The 15,374-nt window shown below is 66.3% G+C and carries 15 protein-coding genes; 7 read left to right on the top strand and 8 right to left on the bottom strand.

Annotation, left to right across the window (positions count from 1 at the left end):
- Positions 1-44: 44 nt before the first annotated feature.
- The 4 genes from QZM72_RS33720 to QZM72_RS33705 form a co-directional block, all read right to left on the bottom strand.
- Positions 45-1,466 carry an MFS transporter gene (locus QZM72_RS33720; protein ID WP_089470422.1) on the bottom strand — a complete coding sequence of 474 codons (1,422 nt, stop codon included), beginning with the start codon at positions 1,464-1,466 and terminating at the stop codon, positions 45-47.
- A 161-nt stretch (positions 1,467-1,627) separates the two neighbouring features.
- Positions 1,628-2,389: an ABC transporter permease gene (locus QZM72_RS33715; RefSeq protein WP_006481964.1), complete on the bottom strand. Its 762-nt coding sequence runs from the start codon at positions 2,387-2,389 to the stop codon at positions 1,628-1,630.
- 3 nt (positions 2,390-2,392) lie between these two features.
- A complete protein-coding gene (locus QZM72_RS33710) occupies positions 2,393-3,337 on the bottom strand; it encodes an ABC transporter ATP-binding protein (RefSeq protein ID WP_006481959.1) in 945 nt (314 codons plus the stop codon).
- A gap of 2 nt (positions 3,338-3,339) precedes the next feature.
- Positions 3,340-3,573, bottom strand: a complete 234-nt coding sequence (locus QZM72_RS33705; RefSeq protein WP_179233536.1) for a hypothetical protein — start codon at positions 3,571-3,573, stop codon at positions 3,340-3,342.
- 185 nt (positions 3,574-3,758) lie between these two features.
- Between QZM72_RS33705 and QZM72_RS33700 the strand changes: the two genes are divergently transcribed.
- From QZM72_RS33700 to QZM72_RS33675, 6 genes are all read left to right on the top strand, one after another.
- The gene (locus tag QZM72_RS33700) at positions 3,759-4,055 is read left to right on the top strand and encodes a cupin domain-containing protein (RefSeq protein ID WP_301740260.1); all 297 of its coding nucleotides are present in this window, start codon (positions 3,759-3,761) and stop codon (positions 4,053-4,055) included.
- A gap of 617 nt (positions 4,056-4,672) precedes the next feature.
- A complete protein-coding gene (locus QZM72_RS33695) occupies positions 4,673-6,277 on the top strand; it encodes a DUF2957 domain-containing protein (RefSeq protein WP_301740259.1) in 1,605 nt (534 codons plus the stop codon).
- Positions 6,278-6,348: 71 nt separating this feature from the next.
- Positions 6,349-7,602 carry a DUF2957 domain-containing protein gene (locus QZM72_RS33690; protein ID WP_089470418.1) on the top strand — a complete coding sequence of 418 codons (1,254 nt, stop codon included), beginning with the start codon at positions 6,349-6,351 and terminating at the stop codon, positions 7,600-7,602.
- 73 nt (positions 7,603-7,675) lie between these two features.
- The gene (locus QZM72_RS33685) at positions 7,676-8,500 is read left to right on the top strand and encodes an OmpW family protein (protein ID WP_089470417.1); all 825 of its coding nucleotides are present in this window, start codon (positions 7,676-7,678) and stop codon (positions 8,498-8,500) included.
- A 121-nt stretch (positions 8,501-8,621) separates the two neighbouring features.
- Positions 8,622-9,125: an activator protein gene (locus QZM72_RS33680; RefSeq protein ID WP_089470416.1), complete on the top strand. Its 504-nt coding sequence runs from the start codon at positions 8,622-8,624 to the stop codon at positions 9,123-9,125.
- A 234-nt stretch (positions 9,126-9,359) separates the two neighbouring features.
- Positions 9,360-10,481, top strand: coding sequence for a hypothetical protein (locus QZM72_RS33675; protein ID WP_301740258.1), 1,122 nt, complete (start codon positions 9,360-9,362; stop codon positions 10,479-10,481).
- 72 nt (positions 10,482-10,553) lie between these two features.
- Here the strand turns inward: QZM72_RS33675 and betA are convergent, their stop codons facing one another.
- From betA to QZM72_RS33655, 4 genes are all read right to left on the bottom strand, one after another.
- Positions 10,554-12,254 carry a choline dehydrogenase gene (gene betA / locus QZM72_RS33670; RefSeq protein WP_301740257.1) on the bottom strand — a complete coding sequence of 567 codons (1,701 nt, stop codon included), beginning with the start codon at positions 12,252-12,254 and terminating at the stop codon, positions 10,554-10,556.
- Between the two features lie 16 nt (positions 12,255-12,270).
- On the bottom strand, positions 12,271-13,740 hold the full coding sequence (betB, locus tag QZM72_RS33665; protein WP_301740255.1) for a betaine-aldehyde dehydrogenase: 1,470 nt from the start codon (positions 13,738-13,740) through the stop codon (positions 12,271-12,273).
- Between the two features lie 32 nt (positions 13,741-13,772).
- A complete protein-coding gene (gene betI / locus QZM72_RS33660) occupies positions 13,773-14,357 on the bottom strand; it encodes a transcriptional regulator BetI (protein ID WP_301740254.1) in 585 nt (194 codons plus the stop codon).
- 203 nt (positions 14,358-14,560) lie between these two features.
- Positions 14,561-15,022, bottom strand: a complete 462-nt coding sequence (locus tag QZM72_RS33655) for a hypothetical protein (RefSeq protein WP_301740253.1) — start codon at positions 15,020-15,022, stop codon at positions 14,561-14,563.
- 54 nt (positions 15,023-15,076) lie between these two features.
- On the opposite strand from QZM72_RS33655, the gene QZM72_RS33650 reads away from it, so the two are divergent.
- On the top strand, positions 15,077-15,374 hold a 298-nt coding region (locus QZM72_RS33650; protein ID WP_367620051.1), incomplete at its 3' end, for an alpha/beta fold hydrolase.

Here is a 15,374-nt window from a genome sequence, read left to right as displayed (position 1 = left end):
GTGCCGGGGCCCGGCTCGAAACGGCTTGAAAACCCGCCAGGCGGTCAGGACGCCTCGTCCGCCGCCGCCGGATAGCGGCCGTTGCCGCCCGCTTCGTCGCCTGCCGCCAGTTGCTCCAGCGCGAGGCCCTTCGTCTCGATCCCCAGCGTCCACACGGCGATGGCCGCCGCGATGAACGACAGCGCGCCGAGCGTGAACACGCCGCCCTGACCGAACACCGGCAATACCACGCCGACCACGTAAGGCCCGATCAGCGAGCCGATCCGGCCGATCGCCGACGCGAAGCCCGAGCCCGTCGCGCGCGCGCCGGTGCCGTACAGCTCGGGCGTGTACGTGTACAGCGCCGCCCACATCCCGAACAGGAAGAACTGCATCGCGAGGCCCGTGACGATCAGCAGCGTCGTGCTGCCGCCGTACAGCGCGCTCTGGCCGTATGCGTACGCCATCGCGCCGCCGCCGATCAGCGACGCGATGCAGGTCGGCTTGCGTCCCCAACGCTCGACGAGCCACGCGGCACACAGGAAGCCCGGCACGCCGCCGAGCGAGATCAGCACCGTGTAGAACACCGATTTCGTGACTTCGAAGCCGGCCTGCTGCAGCAGCGCGCCGAGCCACGACGTGAGGCCGTAGAAGCCGAGCAGCGCGAAGAACCACAGCAGCCACACCATCACCGTGCGGCGGCGGTACACGCCGCTCCAGATCTCGCGCAGCGCGCCGCGGCCGCGCGCGGCGGCCGGTTCGGCGAGCCGCGACGGCGGCGGCAGCGTCGCGACGCCGGCCGAGCGCATCACCTTCGCCTCGATCGTCTGCATCACCGCATCGGCTTGCGCGTGCCGGCCCGCGTGTTCGAGCCAGCGCGGCGATTCCGGCACGATGCGGCGCACGACCAGCACGAACACGGCCGGAATCGCGAGCAGCGCGAACACGGTGCGCCAGCCGAACTGCGGCAGCACGAAATACGCGACGATGCCGGCCGTGATGAAGCCGAGCGGCCAGAAGCCGTCCATCAGCGCGATCAGCCGGCCGCGCTTCTCGGTCGGCACGAATTCGGACAGCAGCGTCTGCGCGACCGGGAACTCCATCCCCATTCCGATGCCGAGCAGCACGCGGTAGACGATCAGCGCGTCGACGCTCTGCGCGGTCGAGCACAGGTACGACGCGGCGCCCCACAGCACCATGCTCCACTGGAACACGGGCCGGCGGCCGAAGCGGTCGGCGAGCAGGCCGGCCACGGCCGCGCCGAGCACCATCCCGAAGAAGCTCGCGCTCGCGACGAGGCCGGCGGCCGCGGTCGACAGCCCGAATTCCTTGCGGATCGAGCCGAGCACGAACGTCATCGTGCCGAGGTCGACCGAGTCGAAGAAGAACGCGATCGCGATGATGAAGAAGATCCGCTTGTGATAGCCGGAGAACGGCAGGCGTTCGAGCCGGGCGGCGGCGGAGGCGGGAGCGGTGGCGGCGGGCATGGCGTCCTCTGAAATGAAAAAGGGGCCGCGCAGCGCATGCTCGAGGGCCCCGATGCTTCGTATTCAGTAGACGCGACCACAAACTGCCGCATCAGAGGAAAAGCGCCGCCTGCTTGCTCAAATGCGTCATCGGCGGGCGGCGCGCGTGACGCCGGCCGGCGTCAATTCTTCAGCTTGTAGCCGGTGCGGAACATCCACGCGACGATCGCGAGCAGGATCACGAGGAACAGCGCGGTCGCGGCGAGGCTGATCCACACGTGCACGTCGGCAATCCCGTAGAACGACCAGCGAAAGCCGCTGATCAGGTAGACGATCGGGTTGAACAGCGTGACGACGCGCCACGCGGGCGGCAGCATGTCGACCGAGTAGAAGCTGCCGCCGAGGAACGTGAGCGGCGTGATGATCAGGAGCGGCACGAGCTGCAGTTTCTCGAAGCTGTCGGCCCAGATGCCGATCACGAAGCCGAACAGGCTGAACGTGACGGCCGTCAGCACCAGGAACAGCACCATCCAGAACGGATGCAGGATGTGCAGCGGCACGAACAGCCCGGCCGTGGCGAGGATGATCACGCCGAGCAGGATCGACTTCGACGCGGCCGCGCCGACGTACGCGATCACGATCTCCCAGTACGACACGGGCGCGGACAGGATCTCGTAGATCGTGCCGGTGAAGCGCGGGAAGTAGATGCCGAACGACGCGTTCGAAATGCTCTGCGACAGCAGCGACAGCATCACGAGGCCCGGCACGATGAACGACCCGTAGCCGATGCCGTTCACGTCGCTGATGCGCGAGCCGATCGCGGAGCCGAACACGACGAAATACAGCGACGTCGAGATCACCGGCGCGATGATGCTCTGCATCAGCGTGCGGCGCGTGCGGGCCATTTCTGCGCGGTAGATCGCGCGGATTCCATGCCAGTTCATGGGTCAGGCTCCTTGCACGCCGTTGCGGCGGTTGTCGATCAGGCTGACGAAAATGTCCTCGAGCGAGCTCTGCGTCGTGTGCAGGTCGCGAAAGCCGATACCGGCCGAGCCGAGCGCGTTGATCAGCTTCGCGATGCTCGCGTCGTCGCGCTGCGAGTCGTACGTATAGACGAGCGCGGCGCCGTCTTCCGCGCGTTCGAGCCCGAACGGCGCGAGCGCGGGCGGCACCTCCGCGAGCGGCTGCTCGAGCTGCACGGTGAGCTGTTTCTTGCCGAGCTTGCGCATCAGTTCGCGCTTTTCCTCGACGAGCACGAGCTCGCCGCCGAGGATGATGCCGATCCGGTCGGCCATTTCCTCCGCTTCCTCGATGTAGTGCGTGGTCAGCAGGATCGTCACGCCGCTTTCGCGCAGCGAATCGACGAGCTTCCACATGTCGCGGCGCAACTCGACGTCGACGCCGGCCGTCGGTTCGTCGAGGAACAGGATGCGCGGCTCGTGCGACAGCGCCTTCGCGATCATCACGCGGCGCTTCATGCCGCCCGACAGCGTCATCAGCTTGTTGTCGCGCTTGTCCCACAGCGACAGCGCCTTCAGCGTCTTCTCGATGTACGCGGGATCGGGCGCCTTGCCGAACAGGCCGCGGCTGAACGACACGGTGGCCCACACGGTTTCGAACGCGTCGGTGGTCAGCTCCTGCGGCACGAGGCCGATCATTTCGCGGGCCGCGCGGTATTGATCGCGGATGTCGTGCCCGCCGACCGTCACGCGGCCTTCGGTCGGCGTGACGATGCCGCAGATCGAGCCGATCAGCGTCGTCTTGCCGGCGCCGTTCGGCCCGAGCAGCGCGAAGATCTCGCCGGGGCGGATGTCGAGGGTCACGTGCTTCAGCGCCTGGAAGCCGGACGCGTAAGTCTTGGAGAGGTCGGAGACGGAAAGGATCGGTTGCATGCTCACGGATGGCACGGCCGGCCGGCGCGACGGCCGGCGCCGCGCGTGCCCGGCGCCGCCGCTGCGAAGCGGCCGGGATCGGGCGCGGCATGGCGAACGGGCGTCATGTCGAACGGCAGGGTGGTGCGGGATCGCGGGACCGCCATATTAGCAATCGGCAGATCGAAATGCATTCTGATGGAAAGGCCGGCGCATGTCGGTGCCGAATTTGCGTGGATTGCGCTGATATTGCTCAACGATTCGGTGCTTTATTTGAATGATGCGAACAATTCCGGTTGTTTTCCGTCAATCGGCCCGGGCTCGCGCGGCCGCCCGACAGGCTGGCCGACTGTGCTGCCCGCCGGCCCTTGCGCCGTACCGGGACGGCACGTTTGGCGCTCGCGATAATGCGTTCCATTCTCGGCGATACGGAGCGGCGCGCATGTCTTTGATCGATTTCAAATCCGTGGCAAACGCGCAGGCCTGCGCCTGGAAATCCACGATCGTCGGCGAAGTGGGGCCGGCCCGGATCAAGGTGCTGCGCATGGATGCCCAGCCTTACGAGGCGGAAGTGCACGACTACGACGAGGGGCTACTGGTGCTCGACGGCACGCTGATGCTCGAGGTCGAAGCGCAAACGGTCGTGGTCGGCGCCGGGCAGATGTACCTCGCGCGCGCCGGCACGCGCCACGCGGTGCTGCCCGGCAGCCACGGCACGCTCGCGGTCATCGACGTCTGAGGTTGCGCCGCAGCATGCGCGCGGCCCGCTGAAGGCCGGGCGGCCTGATTCGGCGCGGATTGGCGGGAGCCGTTCAAACGCGTGTTCCACGCGGCGTTTATTTGTCTGAGCAAATAAAATGAAGGCCGTTTGAAAATCTGTTAAATACCGTATAAACGCTAGGATCGCGCGGTTTCCGTCGTTTGGAACTCTGCATCCATTTACTTGCGGGAAGGGTCCGCTCATAGTCTCGACACACGACGCATCACGAAAACGAATCAAGCGTACGTATGGAGACCAAATCATGAGACGCCTATCCGAGGGGCCAGCGGGACTGCCGTTTCCCGATCTTTCGCCGAATGCAGGCGCGACGCCGGTCGCGGGCCTGCGTCGTCACCTCGCCGTGTAGCGGCAAGCCACTTTCCGTTTCGATCGTTCCGACGGCGCCGTGCCGCATGACGGCGCTGCGGGAGCGCGCCTGTCTACCGCCGCGGCGTGTGCCGCCTATGCCCGACCGGCATCGCGGCGGTCTTGCGTGCAGCATCATGCGCCGCGCATTCGTGCGGCGGCGCGATACCAACCGGCAGGCCATGCAGCCCGGCCGGACGAGACTTGTCGTACCTGAAAAGGAGGGGTTGATGATTTGCATTCCTGAATGGCGGAAGGCGATTCTGTCGTGCGCGGTGCTGGTGCTGCCGTTCGTCGCCGGTTGCGGCGGCGGCGACGATCCGGGGCCGATCAACGTGCCGCAGTGCTCGGGCAGCGCATGCGGGCCGAGCGGCGCCGAAACGACGCCGCCCGTCGTCACGAAGCTGTGCCCGGACGCGCTCGACTACACGACGACGTATACGGGCGGCGCCGGCAGCGGCGAATACGTGAAGGTGAAGTTCGACACGACGAAGCTGACTTACCAGATGCAGTTCATCGACTCGTCGGTGCCGACCTCGGCAGGGCAGATCAACAACACGCGCGCGGGCCTGACGATCAGCGGCGCGTTCCATCATCCGACCAATCTCCCGACGGCCGAGCAGAATCGTTGTGCGTTCGTGCTCGACAGCGGCGCGACGAGCGACGGTGCGTATTCGGTGACGATCAATCGTGCCGATCCGCCGATGCTGTTCGTCGGCAACGGCGTGGTCGGCGGCGGAATTCCGGGCGCGACGATCGCGTTCCAGGGCATCGAACTCGCGCCGGGTTTCTTCCTCGGCTCGGTGCCGTCGCGCACGTTCGACTTCTATCCGTTCATCGGCTTTACCGACACCGAAACGGATTTCACGAAGGTGGCCGGCGTGTACAACGAAGTCGGCATTCATCTGTCGCCGACCGGCACCACCTTTCAGACCACCACGCCGCAAGGCTGGCAGCCGGACGTCGTGAACTGGAACCAGACGCTCAATGCGGACGGCTCCTGCACGATCACGCAAGGCAGCGACTACTCGTGTCAGACGACAGGTTCGCCGTGGACCTTGCGCAAGAATGCGGACGGCACGCCCGACAACGTATTCGTCAGCAATGCGCAATCCGGGCAGGCCTATCCGTCCGCCGGCCAGGGACAGCCGCTCGTGATCTTCGTGCCAAGCCAGGCGCACGGCGTGATGATCGTCGGCAAGCTGAACGGTGCGCTGGTGCCGATCGTGATCCGCGTCGGGTATGCGTTTGCCGCGCCGGGCAATCCGCTGGGCTCGGTGGCCGATGCGGAGGTCGGCATCTCGATGCTCGCGCCGGCCACGGCCGTCGCGCCTAACCTGCTGAAGGGCGGGTTCATCGGTGCGACGAGCGCATCCGCGTGCGGCGTGGTGACCAACAACGGGCCGTCGAGCAGCGCCGCAGGACCGGGGCCGAGCTTCAATCCGTTCGTTCCGCATCCGGACCTGCCCGGCACGTTCAACACGGCTTTCAATTACTTCACGCCGTCTGCCGGCAACTGCAGCGACGGCACCGCCGTGTCGACCATCGCGGCGAACTACACGTCGACGCTGTTCCAGGGCAATACGGCGGCGTTCATCGATCCGCAGACGTCGTCGCCCACCGCGCAGTTCGGGCTCGACTACACGCAGGCGTCGCCCGGCAAGGTCAAGGTCACGGCCAGCAGCGACTTCAACGCGAAAGGCGCGACCGGCAACGTGGCGATCTTCAAGAAGGGCGATACGGGCTGGATCGTGACGGCCGGCAACGTCTACGCGATGGTCGTCAATAACAACCAGGTCAACCCGTTCTTCACGATCGGCGCGTTCGTCCAGTAACCCGGCATTGAACACGTCACACCGGCGGCGCATGCGCTGCCGCCGGTGAACCGAATTTCAAGAGGATTCCTATGAACTTGAAGCATTGGATGGCCGCGGCATCGCTCGCGCCCGTGCTGGCCGCATGCGGCGGAGACGGCGATCCGCCGCCCGCGCCGGTGGTCCGGTTGTGTCCGCAGACGATCGACTACAACACGGTGTTCATCGGCGGTTCCGGGTCGGGCGAGCTGGTGAAGGTGCAGCTCGACACGACGAAGATGACGTACCGGATGACCTACCTCGCGTCGCCGGTGCCCACCACCGCGGGCACCGTGCAGCCGACGCGCGACACCGCGCCCGCGAACGTGGTCGACGGTACGCTGGCCGACGAAACCGGGCTGCCGACGGTGAAGCTGAACCAGTGCACGTTCCGGATGCAGAACGCGAGCCTGGACCCGAGCCGGCCCGCACGGCTGTTCCTCGGCGAAGGCGTGCTCGGCGGCGCGATCCCCGGTGCGACGATCCAGTTCGACGGCGTGATCGGCGTCGGCAAGATCCCGAAGACGACGTTCCCGTACTACCCGTTCATCAGCTTCTCGTCGCTCGAGACCGACCTGACGAAGATCGCCGGCACGTACAACCAGCTCGGCTATCACCAGGTGCCGTCGCAGAACTTCCAGCCGGTGGCGCTCGACCAGAAAGTGACGATCAATGCGGACGGCAGCTATACGGAAACCGACAACTTCGGCAAGAAGAACGGCGGGCAGCCGCTTGCATCGAGCGCGACCGTGAACCAGCCGTTCACGCTGCGCCCGGATGCGCCGGCATTCCAGTCGCTCAATTACCAGCCGCAGATTCCGGCGACGCTCGCCGCGCTCGATCCGGCAAAGGCCGGCAAGGGGATCCTGATCGTCGGCAAGCTGCGCAACCAGCTCGTGCCGATCTTCATCCGCACCGGCGCCGCGAACGCGGACCTCACGCAAGGGGCGCCGAGCGCGGACGACGAATCGGGCATCTCGTTCCTGAGCCCGCAGACGGCGATCGCGCAGGGCTCGCAGGACGGCGAGTACACGGGCGTCGACAGCGCGTTCAACTACCGCGCGACCGCGCTCGTCGGCGCGCAGGCCACGCTGCTCGATCCGTTCAACGCGTCGCAGGCGGCGCTCACGCGCGCGCTGAACCTCGACTACTCGCAGAAGGTGCCGGGCGTCGTGACGACCGTGCACGCGGATGCGGCGTCGGGGCCGGCGACCGGCAAGTTCGTGTTCACCGGCGGCGTGTTCGGGTTCCTCGACATGGCCGATACGAGCAACCCGTACTTCACGGTCGGCGCGTTCGTGCAGTGATCGCGGGTGGATGGAGACACGGCGGCGCCGCGCGCGAATGCGCGGCGCCCCGACAGAATGAGGGGGAGACTTCATGAAGAAGCTGATTGTCGCGGGTGTCGTCGCAGGCGTGTCGACGCTCGCATCGGCCCAGCAGGCGGGCGACAACGTCGCGACGCTGGGCTGGCTGCACATCATGCCGCAGGATTCGACCAACGGGCTGACGACGAATCTCGCGAGCATGCCGATCAACGGGCCGCTGCGTTTGCCGGGTTCGTTCACGTCGCCGGGCACGAGCCTGACGGTCAACAACGCCGATACGGTCGGCCTCACGCTCACGCACTTCTTCACCGATCACATCGCGGTAACGTCGGTGCTCGGCGTGCCGCCGGAATTCACGCTGACCGGGCACGGCGTGATCAGGCCGCCTGGCCCGGCGGGCTCGCTCGGCAACGTCGACATGGACAAGTCGGCGAACCAGCCGGCCGTGAAGAACGCGCGACAGTGGAGTCCGACGGTCATTCTGCAGTACTACTTCAATGCGCCGACGGCGAAGTTCCGCCCGTTCGTCGGGATCGGCGTGGCCTACAGCTGGTTCAGCAACATCGAGCTGAACGGCAACTTCGCGAAGGACATCAACGAGAACCTCGGCAGCGTGCTCGCGGCCGGCGCCGGCAAGCCGGGCGCGACGTCGGTGGAGGGCAAGGCGTCGTCGTCGTTCACGCCGGTCTACAACGTCGGCGCGAGCTATGCGATCGACAAGCACTGGGGGCTCACGGCGACGCTGACGTACATGCCGCTGAAGACCTACTCGTCGCTCGTGATCAAGGCGGCCGACGGTTCGACGCTCGCGACCACGCGCACGAAGCTGAAGGCCGACCCGCTGATCACGTTCGTCGGGATTTCCTACAAGTTCTGAGCCGACCGGCGCGCGTGACGCGTGCCGGCGGCTTCCTGCGCCCGGCTGGCCGGATCGTTCCGGCCGGCAGGTCGCGTTCCTGGCGGCGTGCCGCCATTTGTGAAGAGAGGGGGCAGTTCAAATGAGCATTCGCAAAATCGTATCGCTTGTTGCTGCAGTGGCTTTCACCGCGGTTTCGGCCGCGCCTGCTTTCGCGGTCACCGTTTCCCGCGCGGACGGTCAGCCGATGAACCCGAACGGCGAGCCGTTCTCCGCGTCGGGCCTCACGAACCTGAGCAAGGGGTCCATCACGGCGGGCTGTACCGCGACCTTCAACGGCACGATCACGTCGACCGGCATCGTCAACATCACGTCGACGACGTTCACGGGCGGCGCGACGTGCTCGCTGATCAGCGGCAGCGCGAGCAGCACGTCGCCGTGGACGGGGCAGGCCGACAGCACGACGCAGCTGTCGATCAACAACGTGAAGGTGAACGTCACGCTGCTCGGCACGTGCGGGCCGAGCAAGGTCGTGACGGCGTGGAGCGATGCGAACTCGTCGCTGACGTTCAACAACGCGACGCTGACGCCGGACTGCACGGTGGGCGGTACGGTCCTGACGTCGCCGAAGTTCCACGTGCAGTAAGCGTCGCGCGATCGACGCGGAACCCGCCGCGCGCGAGGGCCGTGCGGCAAGCGCGGCGGGTTTTCGCGGCTTCGACGGGTTCGAGCCGTCGCGCGTATCGGCGCGGCGGCCGGTCGACCGCCCGTGTCGCGATCCGGCACGGGTGGGGTGGCAGGGCGGCGCCGTTCGTACTGCGCCGCCCGATTCGATTGAAACAAAACCAGATCAATTAGCCAGAACCATCCCGGACGACCCATGCTTACCGATCCAGCAAAGTATGGCGACGCCCGCGGCGCGACGCCCGACCGGCTGCGCACGGCCGCGTGGCTGCAGTACCTGATCGAACATCTCGACGCGGCGGCTTGCGCGGCCGCGGCGGGCGGCACCGGCGACCCGGCTGTCGTCGCGTCGTACGCGATACGTGTGGGGGCGGGCGCGAACTTGTCCCGCGAAGTGACGGCCGTGCTTCATCGGCTGGTCCCGTGGATCGCGACGGACGGCGGCGGCTGCGCGTGCGATCCGGCCGACCCGCTCGGCGCATGCTCGCACGTGCCTTCCGCGCAGCAACTCGCGGAAGCCGAACGGTGCTGCCCGGGCTCGCATGCCGTATTCGACACCGCGCACGGCGTGATCGACGCGGTTGCATTCGACGATCCCGAGCTCGGCTGGGCCGCGCTCGAACGAATTGCCGGCGGCGTCGCACGCAGCGGCGACGACGCGGGCGCACGCAGCGCGAACGAACATGACGGGCCGTGCGCGACGCCGCCTGCGAAGAACCTGAGAGAACGGCTGACCGCGGTCGCGGCAACGCGCACGGAAACGCCGGCCCGTCCCGGCGCCGTGATCGACGCGATCGTGCTGCGCGTCTGCGGCCCGCGCGACGATGCGGCGCGCATCGACGAGATGGCTGCGCTCGCGATGTTCTCCGCCGAGCTTGCCGCCGGCCACGGCGTTTCCGTTCAGGCGTACGGCGGGCAGCACAACCTCGTCGCGCGCGCGATCCGCACGCATCGCGCCGATCTCGCGTCGCTGGACGGGCTGCTTGCCGCACTCGCCGTTTGCCGACTCGATCGACTCGTTGGCGCGGGCAGCTTCTGGGCTTATTACCTGCTGGCGGGTATCGCGATCGCCGCGCCGGATACGGTGCGGGAAATCGGCCGCGGCTTTCATGGCGACACCTGGCAGACGTGGCTCGACCACGTGCTGGCGTGGCCGGCGGTCAGCCGCTTCGGGCCGACGGAGGATGTCGCGTTCGAACGCCTGCGCGACGCGATGAGCCTGACGTCGCGCTGGAACCCGATCGTCCGCGCCAAGCGGATGCGCACGCGCGCCGTGACGGCCGCCCGGCCACGCAGCGCAAACGAGCCGGCCCCATGAAACGCGGCTCGCGGCGAGAACGCCGCGAGCCGCAGGGAGAGTATCGCGGCGCCGGTGCGGGCGCCGGATCGATCAGACCGTCTCGGGTTGCCGCATCGCCTGCGCGACATTGCGCGCCGGTGCGCCGTTCGCGACGAAGTACGGCACGTCGATCCGCGCGAGCGGCGTGCGGCCGCGGATCTTGTCGGCGATCTTCTCGGCGATCATGATCGTCGGCGCATTCAGGTTGCCGGTCGTGATGATCGGCATGATCGACGCATCGACCACACGCAGCCCGTCGAGCCCGTGCACGCGGCCTTCTTCATCGACCACCGCCATGTCGTCGTAACCCATCTTGCACGAGCACGACGGATGGAACGCGGTTTCCGCGCGGGCGCGCACGAACGCGTCGAGTTCCTGATCGCTCTTGCAATCGGCGCCCGGATTCAGCTCGCGGCCGCGATAGCGGTCGAGCGCCGGCTGCCGCATGATCTCGCGCGTCGCGCGGATCGCATCGCGGAACTCGCGCCAGTCGAGCGCTTCGGCCATGTAGTTGAACAGGATGCTCGGATGGTCGTTCGGGTCGCGCGAGCGCAGCTTCACGCGGCCGCGGCTCGGCGAGCGCATCGAGCCGACGTGCGCCTGGAAGCCATGCATCTCGATCGCGTTCGAGCCGTTGTAGTTGATCGCCACCGGCAGGAAGTGATACTGGATGTTCGGCCAGGGGTCGTCGTCGCGCGTGCGGATGAAGCCGCCCGCCTCGAAGTGGTTGCTCGCGCCGAGGCCCGTGCCGTTCAGCATCCATTCGAGGCCGATCTTCGGCTGGTTCCACCACTTGAGCGCCGGATACAGCGACACCGGTTCCTTGCACTCGTACTGGATGTACATCTCCAGGTGATCCTGCAGGTTCTGGCCGACGCCGGGCAGGTCGAGCACGACCGGAATGTCGAGTGCCTTCAGCCATGCGCCGGGGCCGACGCCCGAGCGCTGCAGCAGTTGCGGCGATGCGATCGCGCCGCTGCACACGAGCACCTCGCGGCGCGCATGCGCGGTCGCGCGCTCGCTGCCGCGCAGGTACGTGACGCCCGACGCGCGCTTGCCGTCGAACAGGATGCGATCGGCGAGCGCATGCGTGACGATCTCGAGGTTCGGCCGCACCTTCGCCTGGTCGAGGTAGCCACGCGCGGTGCTCGCGCGGCGGCCCTTCGGCGTGACGGTGCGATCCATCGGGCCGAAGCCTTCCTGCTGATAACCGTTCAGGTCGTCGGTGCGCGGATAGCCGGCCTGCACGCCCGCGTCGACCATCGCCTCGAACAATGGGTTCGCGCCCGGCTTGCTGGTCGTGACCGACACGGGGCCGCTGCCGCCGTGATAGTCGTTCGGGCCGACGTCGCGCGTCTCGGCTTTCTTGAAGTACGGCAGGCAGTCGAGATACGTCCAGTTCTCGAGGCCCTTGTGCGTCGACCAGTTGTCGTAGTCGAGCGCGTTGCCGCGGATGTAGCACATCCCGTTGATCAGCGACGAGCCGCCGAGCCCCTTGCCGCGCCCGCACTCCATCCGGCGGTTGTCCATGTGCGGCTCGGGGTCGGTCTCGTACGCCCAGTTGTAGCGGCGCCCCTGCAGCGGGTAGGCGAGGGCGGCCGGCATCTGCGTGCGGAAGTCGAAGCGGTAGTCGGGACCGCCCGCTTCGAGCAGCAGCACCGTGACGTCCGGATCTTCCGTCAGGCGCGTTGCGAGCACGTTGCCCGCGGAACCCGCGCCGCAGATGATGTAGTCGTATTCGCGCGTCGTCATGACGGATCTCCTTGTCTTAGAACACCGGGTTGTAGCGGCCGAGCTCGACCTGCACCGATTTGATTCGAGTGTAGTGCTCGAGCGTCGTGATGCCGTTCTCGCGCCCGACACCGGATTGCTTGTATCCGCCAACCGGCATTTCGGCCGGCGATTCGCCCCACGTGTTGATCCAGCAGATGCCGGCTTCGAGGCGATGGATCGTGCGGTGCGCGCGCGACAGGTTCTCGGTCACGACACCGGCCGCGAGCCCGTAGTGCGTGTCGTTCGCACGGGCGATCACTTCGTCCTCCGATGCGAAATCGAGGATACTCATCACCGGCCCGAAGATTTCCTCGCGCACGATCTTCATGTCGTCGCGGCAGTCGCCGAACACGGTCGGCGCGACGTACTGGCCGTTGGCGAAGTGGCCGTCGGTCAGGCGCGCGCCGCCCGCGAGCAGCTTCGCGCCTTCGGCCTTGCCGCTTTCGATGAAGCCGAGCACCTTGTCGAGCTGCGCGGCCGACACGAGCGGGCCGAAGTTGGTGTCGGCATCGGTCGGCTTGCCGACGCGGATGCGCTTCACGCGGTCGAGCACTTTCTGCGTGAAGGCGTCCTTGATCGAGCGGTGCACGAACACGCGCGTGCCGTTCGTGCAGACCTGGCCCGAGCTGAAGAAGTTGGCGGTGACCGCGATGTCGGCCGCGCGGTCGAGATCCGCATCGTCGAACACGATCAGCGGCGACTTGCCGCCGAGTTCCATCGTCACTTCCTTCAGCGACGATGCGCCGGCGAGCGACATCACTTTCTTGCCGGTCTCGACGCCGCCGGTGAACGACACCTTCGCGACGTCAGGATGGCCGGTGAGCAGCGCGCCGACCGAGCCGTCGCCCTGCACGACGTTGAACACGCCGGCCGGCACGCCGGCTTCCGTATAGATTTCCGCGAGCTTCAGCGCGGTGAGCGGCGTGACTTCGCTCGGCTTGAACACCATCGCGTTGCCGGCCGCGAGCGCGGGCGCCGTCTTCCAGCACGCGATCTGGATCGGGTAGTTCCATGCGCCGATGCCCGCGCATACGCCAAGCGGCTCGCGGCGCGTGTACACGAACGACTCGGCGCGCAGCGGCACCTGCAGCCCTTCGATCGCGGTCGCGAGGCCCGCGTAGTACTCGATCACGTCCGCGCCGGTGACGATGTCGACCGCGAGCGTCTCGCCGATCGGCTTGCCGGTGTCGTGCGTCTCGATCGCCGCGAGTTCGTCGTTGCGCTCGCGCAGCAGATCAACCGCGCGGCGCAGGATGCGCGAGCGCTGCATCGCGGTCATCGCTGCCCATTCGCGCTGGCCTTCCCGGGCCGACGCGACCGCGCGGTCGACGTCGGCCGCGCTCGCCTGCTGCACCTGCGCGAGCAGTTCGCCGGTGGCGGGGTCGAAGGTGTCGAAAGTCTTGCCGCTGGTGGCGTCGACGTAACCGCCGCCGATGTAGAGGCGCTGCAAACCGTATACGGACATGAGGATCTCCTTGAGGGCGACTGCGTCGCGCGTCAGTCGGACGCGAGCAGCAGGTCGATGTAGTCGTGGGCGAGCTTCAAAGCGGCTCGGGTGTCGATGGGGCCGCCGGCGAGTGCGCCGCGCAGCCACAGGCCGTCGATCAGCGCGGCAAGGCCGCTGGCGGCTTCGCGCGCTTTCGGGCGCGGCAACGCCTTCGCGAATTCGGCGCACAGGTTCGAGTGCAGGCGCCGCGTGTTCACGTGCTGCAGGCGCTTGAGCATCGGGTCGTGCATGCTCTGCGACCAGAACGCGAGCCAGGTTTTCATCACGGGCGCGCTGACCTGCGTATCGTCGAAGTTCGCGGCGACGACCGCGCGCAGCCGCGAACGCGGATCCTTGCGCGCGGCGACGCGGCGGCGCGTGGTGGCCGACCACAGGTCGCGCAGCACGTGCCGCATCGTCGCTTCGAGCAGGCCGTCCTTGTCGCCGAAGTAATGGCTGACGATGCCCGTCGAGATGTTCGCGCGTTGCGCGACCGATGCGAGCGTCGTGCCGGGCAGGCCCGCTTCGTCGATCGAGCGCAGCGTGGCATCGATCAACTGCGCGCGGCGTATCTCCCGCATTCCGACTTTCGGCATCGCGACTCCCTTCGCCCGGGCGGGCCGTCCATGGAAGTCGAGAGCTTAGCGGTTTTTTATTGATCGTTCAATCAATAAAAAACGGGGCCGAACGGCACGCTGCGTTCTAAACGGATGAGGATTCATCCCGTCAGCAGCCGTGTGCAGGTGCGGAAAAACGTATTGTAAGAAGATTAATTAAGTTTGAATCTGTTTAAAACGATTCATGAAAATATGACGCAATGCGGAGAGCTGTTTCCGTGCTTGATTTCATTACAAACCGAAAGAGTATCGAGCTGTGTAAAATCATTCACGATATGAAATCGTAAAATCATATTATGAAGATGCTCGGTTTTATAAAAACCGTTTGAATTTAGTGATTTAAACAACATAAATAAATGAATATAAACGGAAATTCGCGTTTTGTGAATGCTGGGCAGGATTGCTCGCAAACGATTGCCATCTTCTTTTTCGAGATTCTTCCTACCATGGAAATCGACAAATAAATTTGAATTCGGCGTATTTCCGGGCGAAGTAGAAGGATTTTTTGAATGACTTGAGTAGGCAATATCGACCGTATTAGTATGGCGCCGCACCACAAGGAATGAATGGCGCCGCGGGAAATTGCCGCGGTGCGTCGGCAATACGCGCGTCGCTCGACTTCGCCCGGCGCCGGCGCCAGCCATTACGCACTGCAGCATGCCGCGACGTCGAGACGCCGCATCCACCGGAGAACGACGATGCCGACCGAAAAACACGTGGTCCCGCTGCCGAATGGTCTGAAGGTCTACGTCGAACGGAACGTGTTCGACCCGGCGTTCGACACGGCGATGCTCGTCAACGGCGCGCTCGCGACGACCGCGTCGTTCGGCCAGACCGTCCAGTATCTCGGCGAGCGGATGAACACGATCTGCTTCGACCTGCCGTATGCGGGGCAGTCGCGCCAGCACAACCCCGGCTGCTTCATCCTGACCAAGGACGACGAGGCCGCGATCCTTCAGTACCTCGTCGAGCGCTTTGCGCCGGCGTTCCTCGTGT

Source organism: Burkholderia sp. AU45388 (assembly GCF_030481585.1).
Classification (GTDB): Bacteria; Pseudomonadota; Gammaproteobacteria; order Burkholderiales; family Burkholderiaceae; genus Burkholderia; species Burkholderia sola.
This window is presented reverse-complemented; position numbering and strand designations above follow the sequence as displayed.

What these genes read in the sequence shown, in the direction of transcription:
- QZM72_RS33720 (WP_089470422.1), bottom strand. Translation starts at nt 1,466, where the DNA reads ATGCCCGCCGCCACCGCTCCCGCCTCCGCCGCCGCCCGGCTCGAACGC.
- QZM72_RS33715 (WP_006481964.1), bottom strand. Translation starts at nt 2,389, where the DNA reads ATGAACTGGCATGGAATCCGCGCGATCTACCGCGCAGAAATGGCCCGC.
- QZM72_RS33710 (WP_006481959.1), bottom strand. Translation starts at nt 3,337, where the DNA reads ATGCAACCGATCCTTTCCGTCTCCGACCTCTCCAAGACTTACGCGTCC.
- QZM72_RS33700 (WP_301740260.1), top strand. Translation starts at nt 3,759, where the DNA reads ATGTCTTTGATCGATTTCAAATCCGTGGCAAACGCGCAGGCCTGCGCC.
- QZM72_RS33695 (WP_301740259.1), top strand. Translation starts at nt 4,673, where the DNA reads ATGATTTGCATTCCTGAATGGCGGAAGGCGATTCTGTCGTGCGCGGTG.
- QZM72_RS33690 (WP_089470418.1), top strand. Translation starts at nt 6,349, where the DNA reads ATGAACTTGAAGCATTGGATGGCCGCGGCATCGCTCGCGCCCGTGCTG.
- QZM72_RS33685 (WP_089470417.1), top strand. Translation starts at nt 7,676, where the DNA reads ATGAAGAAGCTGATTGTCGCGGGTGTCGTCGCAGGCGTGTCGACGCTC.
- QZM72_RS33680 (WP_089470416.1), top strand. Translation starts at nt 8,622, where the DNA reads ATGAGCATTCGCAAAATCGTATCGCTTGTTGCTGCAGTGGCTTTCACC.
- QZM72_RS33675 (WP_301740258.1), top strand. Translation starts at nt 9,360, where the DNA reads ATGCTTACCGATCCAGCAAAGTATGGCGACGCCCGCGGCGCGACGCCC.
- betA (WP_301740257.1), bottom strand. Translation starts at nt 12,254, where the DNA reads ATGACGACGCGCGAATACGACTACATCATCTGCGGCGCGGGTTCCGCG.
- betB (WP_301740255.1), bottom strand. Translation starts at nt 13,740, where the DNA reads ATGTCCGTATACGGTTTGCAGCGCCTCTACATCGGCGGCGGTTACGTC.
- betI (WP_301740254.1), bottom strand. Translation starts at nt 14,357, where the DNA reads ATGCCGAAAGTCGGAATGCGGGAGATACGCCGCGCGCAGTTGATCGAT.
- QZM72_RS33655 (WP_301740253.1), bottom strand. Translation starts at nt 15,022, where the DNA reads ATGGCTGGCGCCGGCGCCGGGCGAAGTCGAGCGACGCGCGTATTGCCG.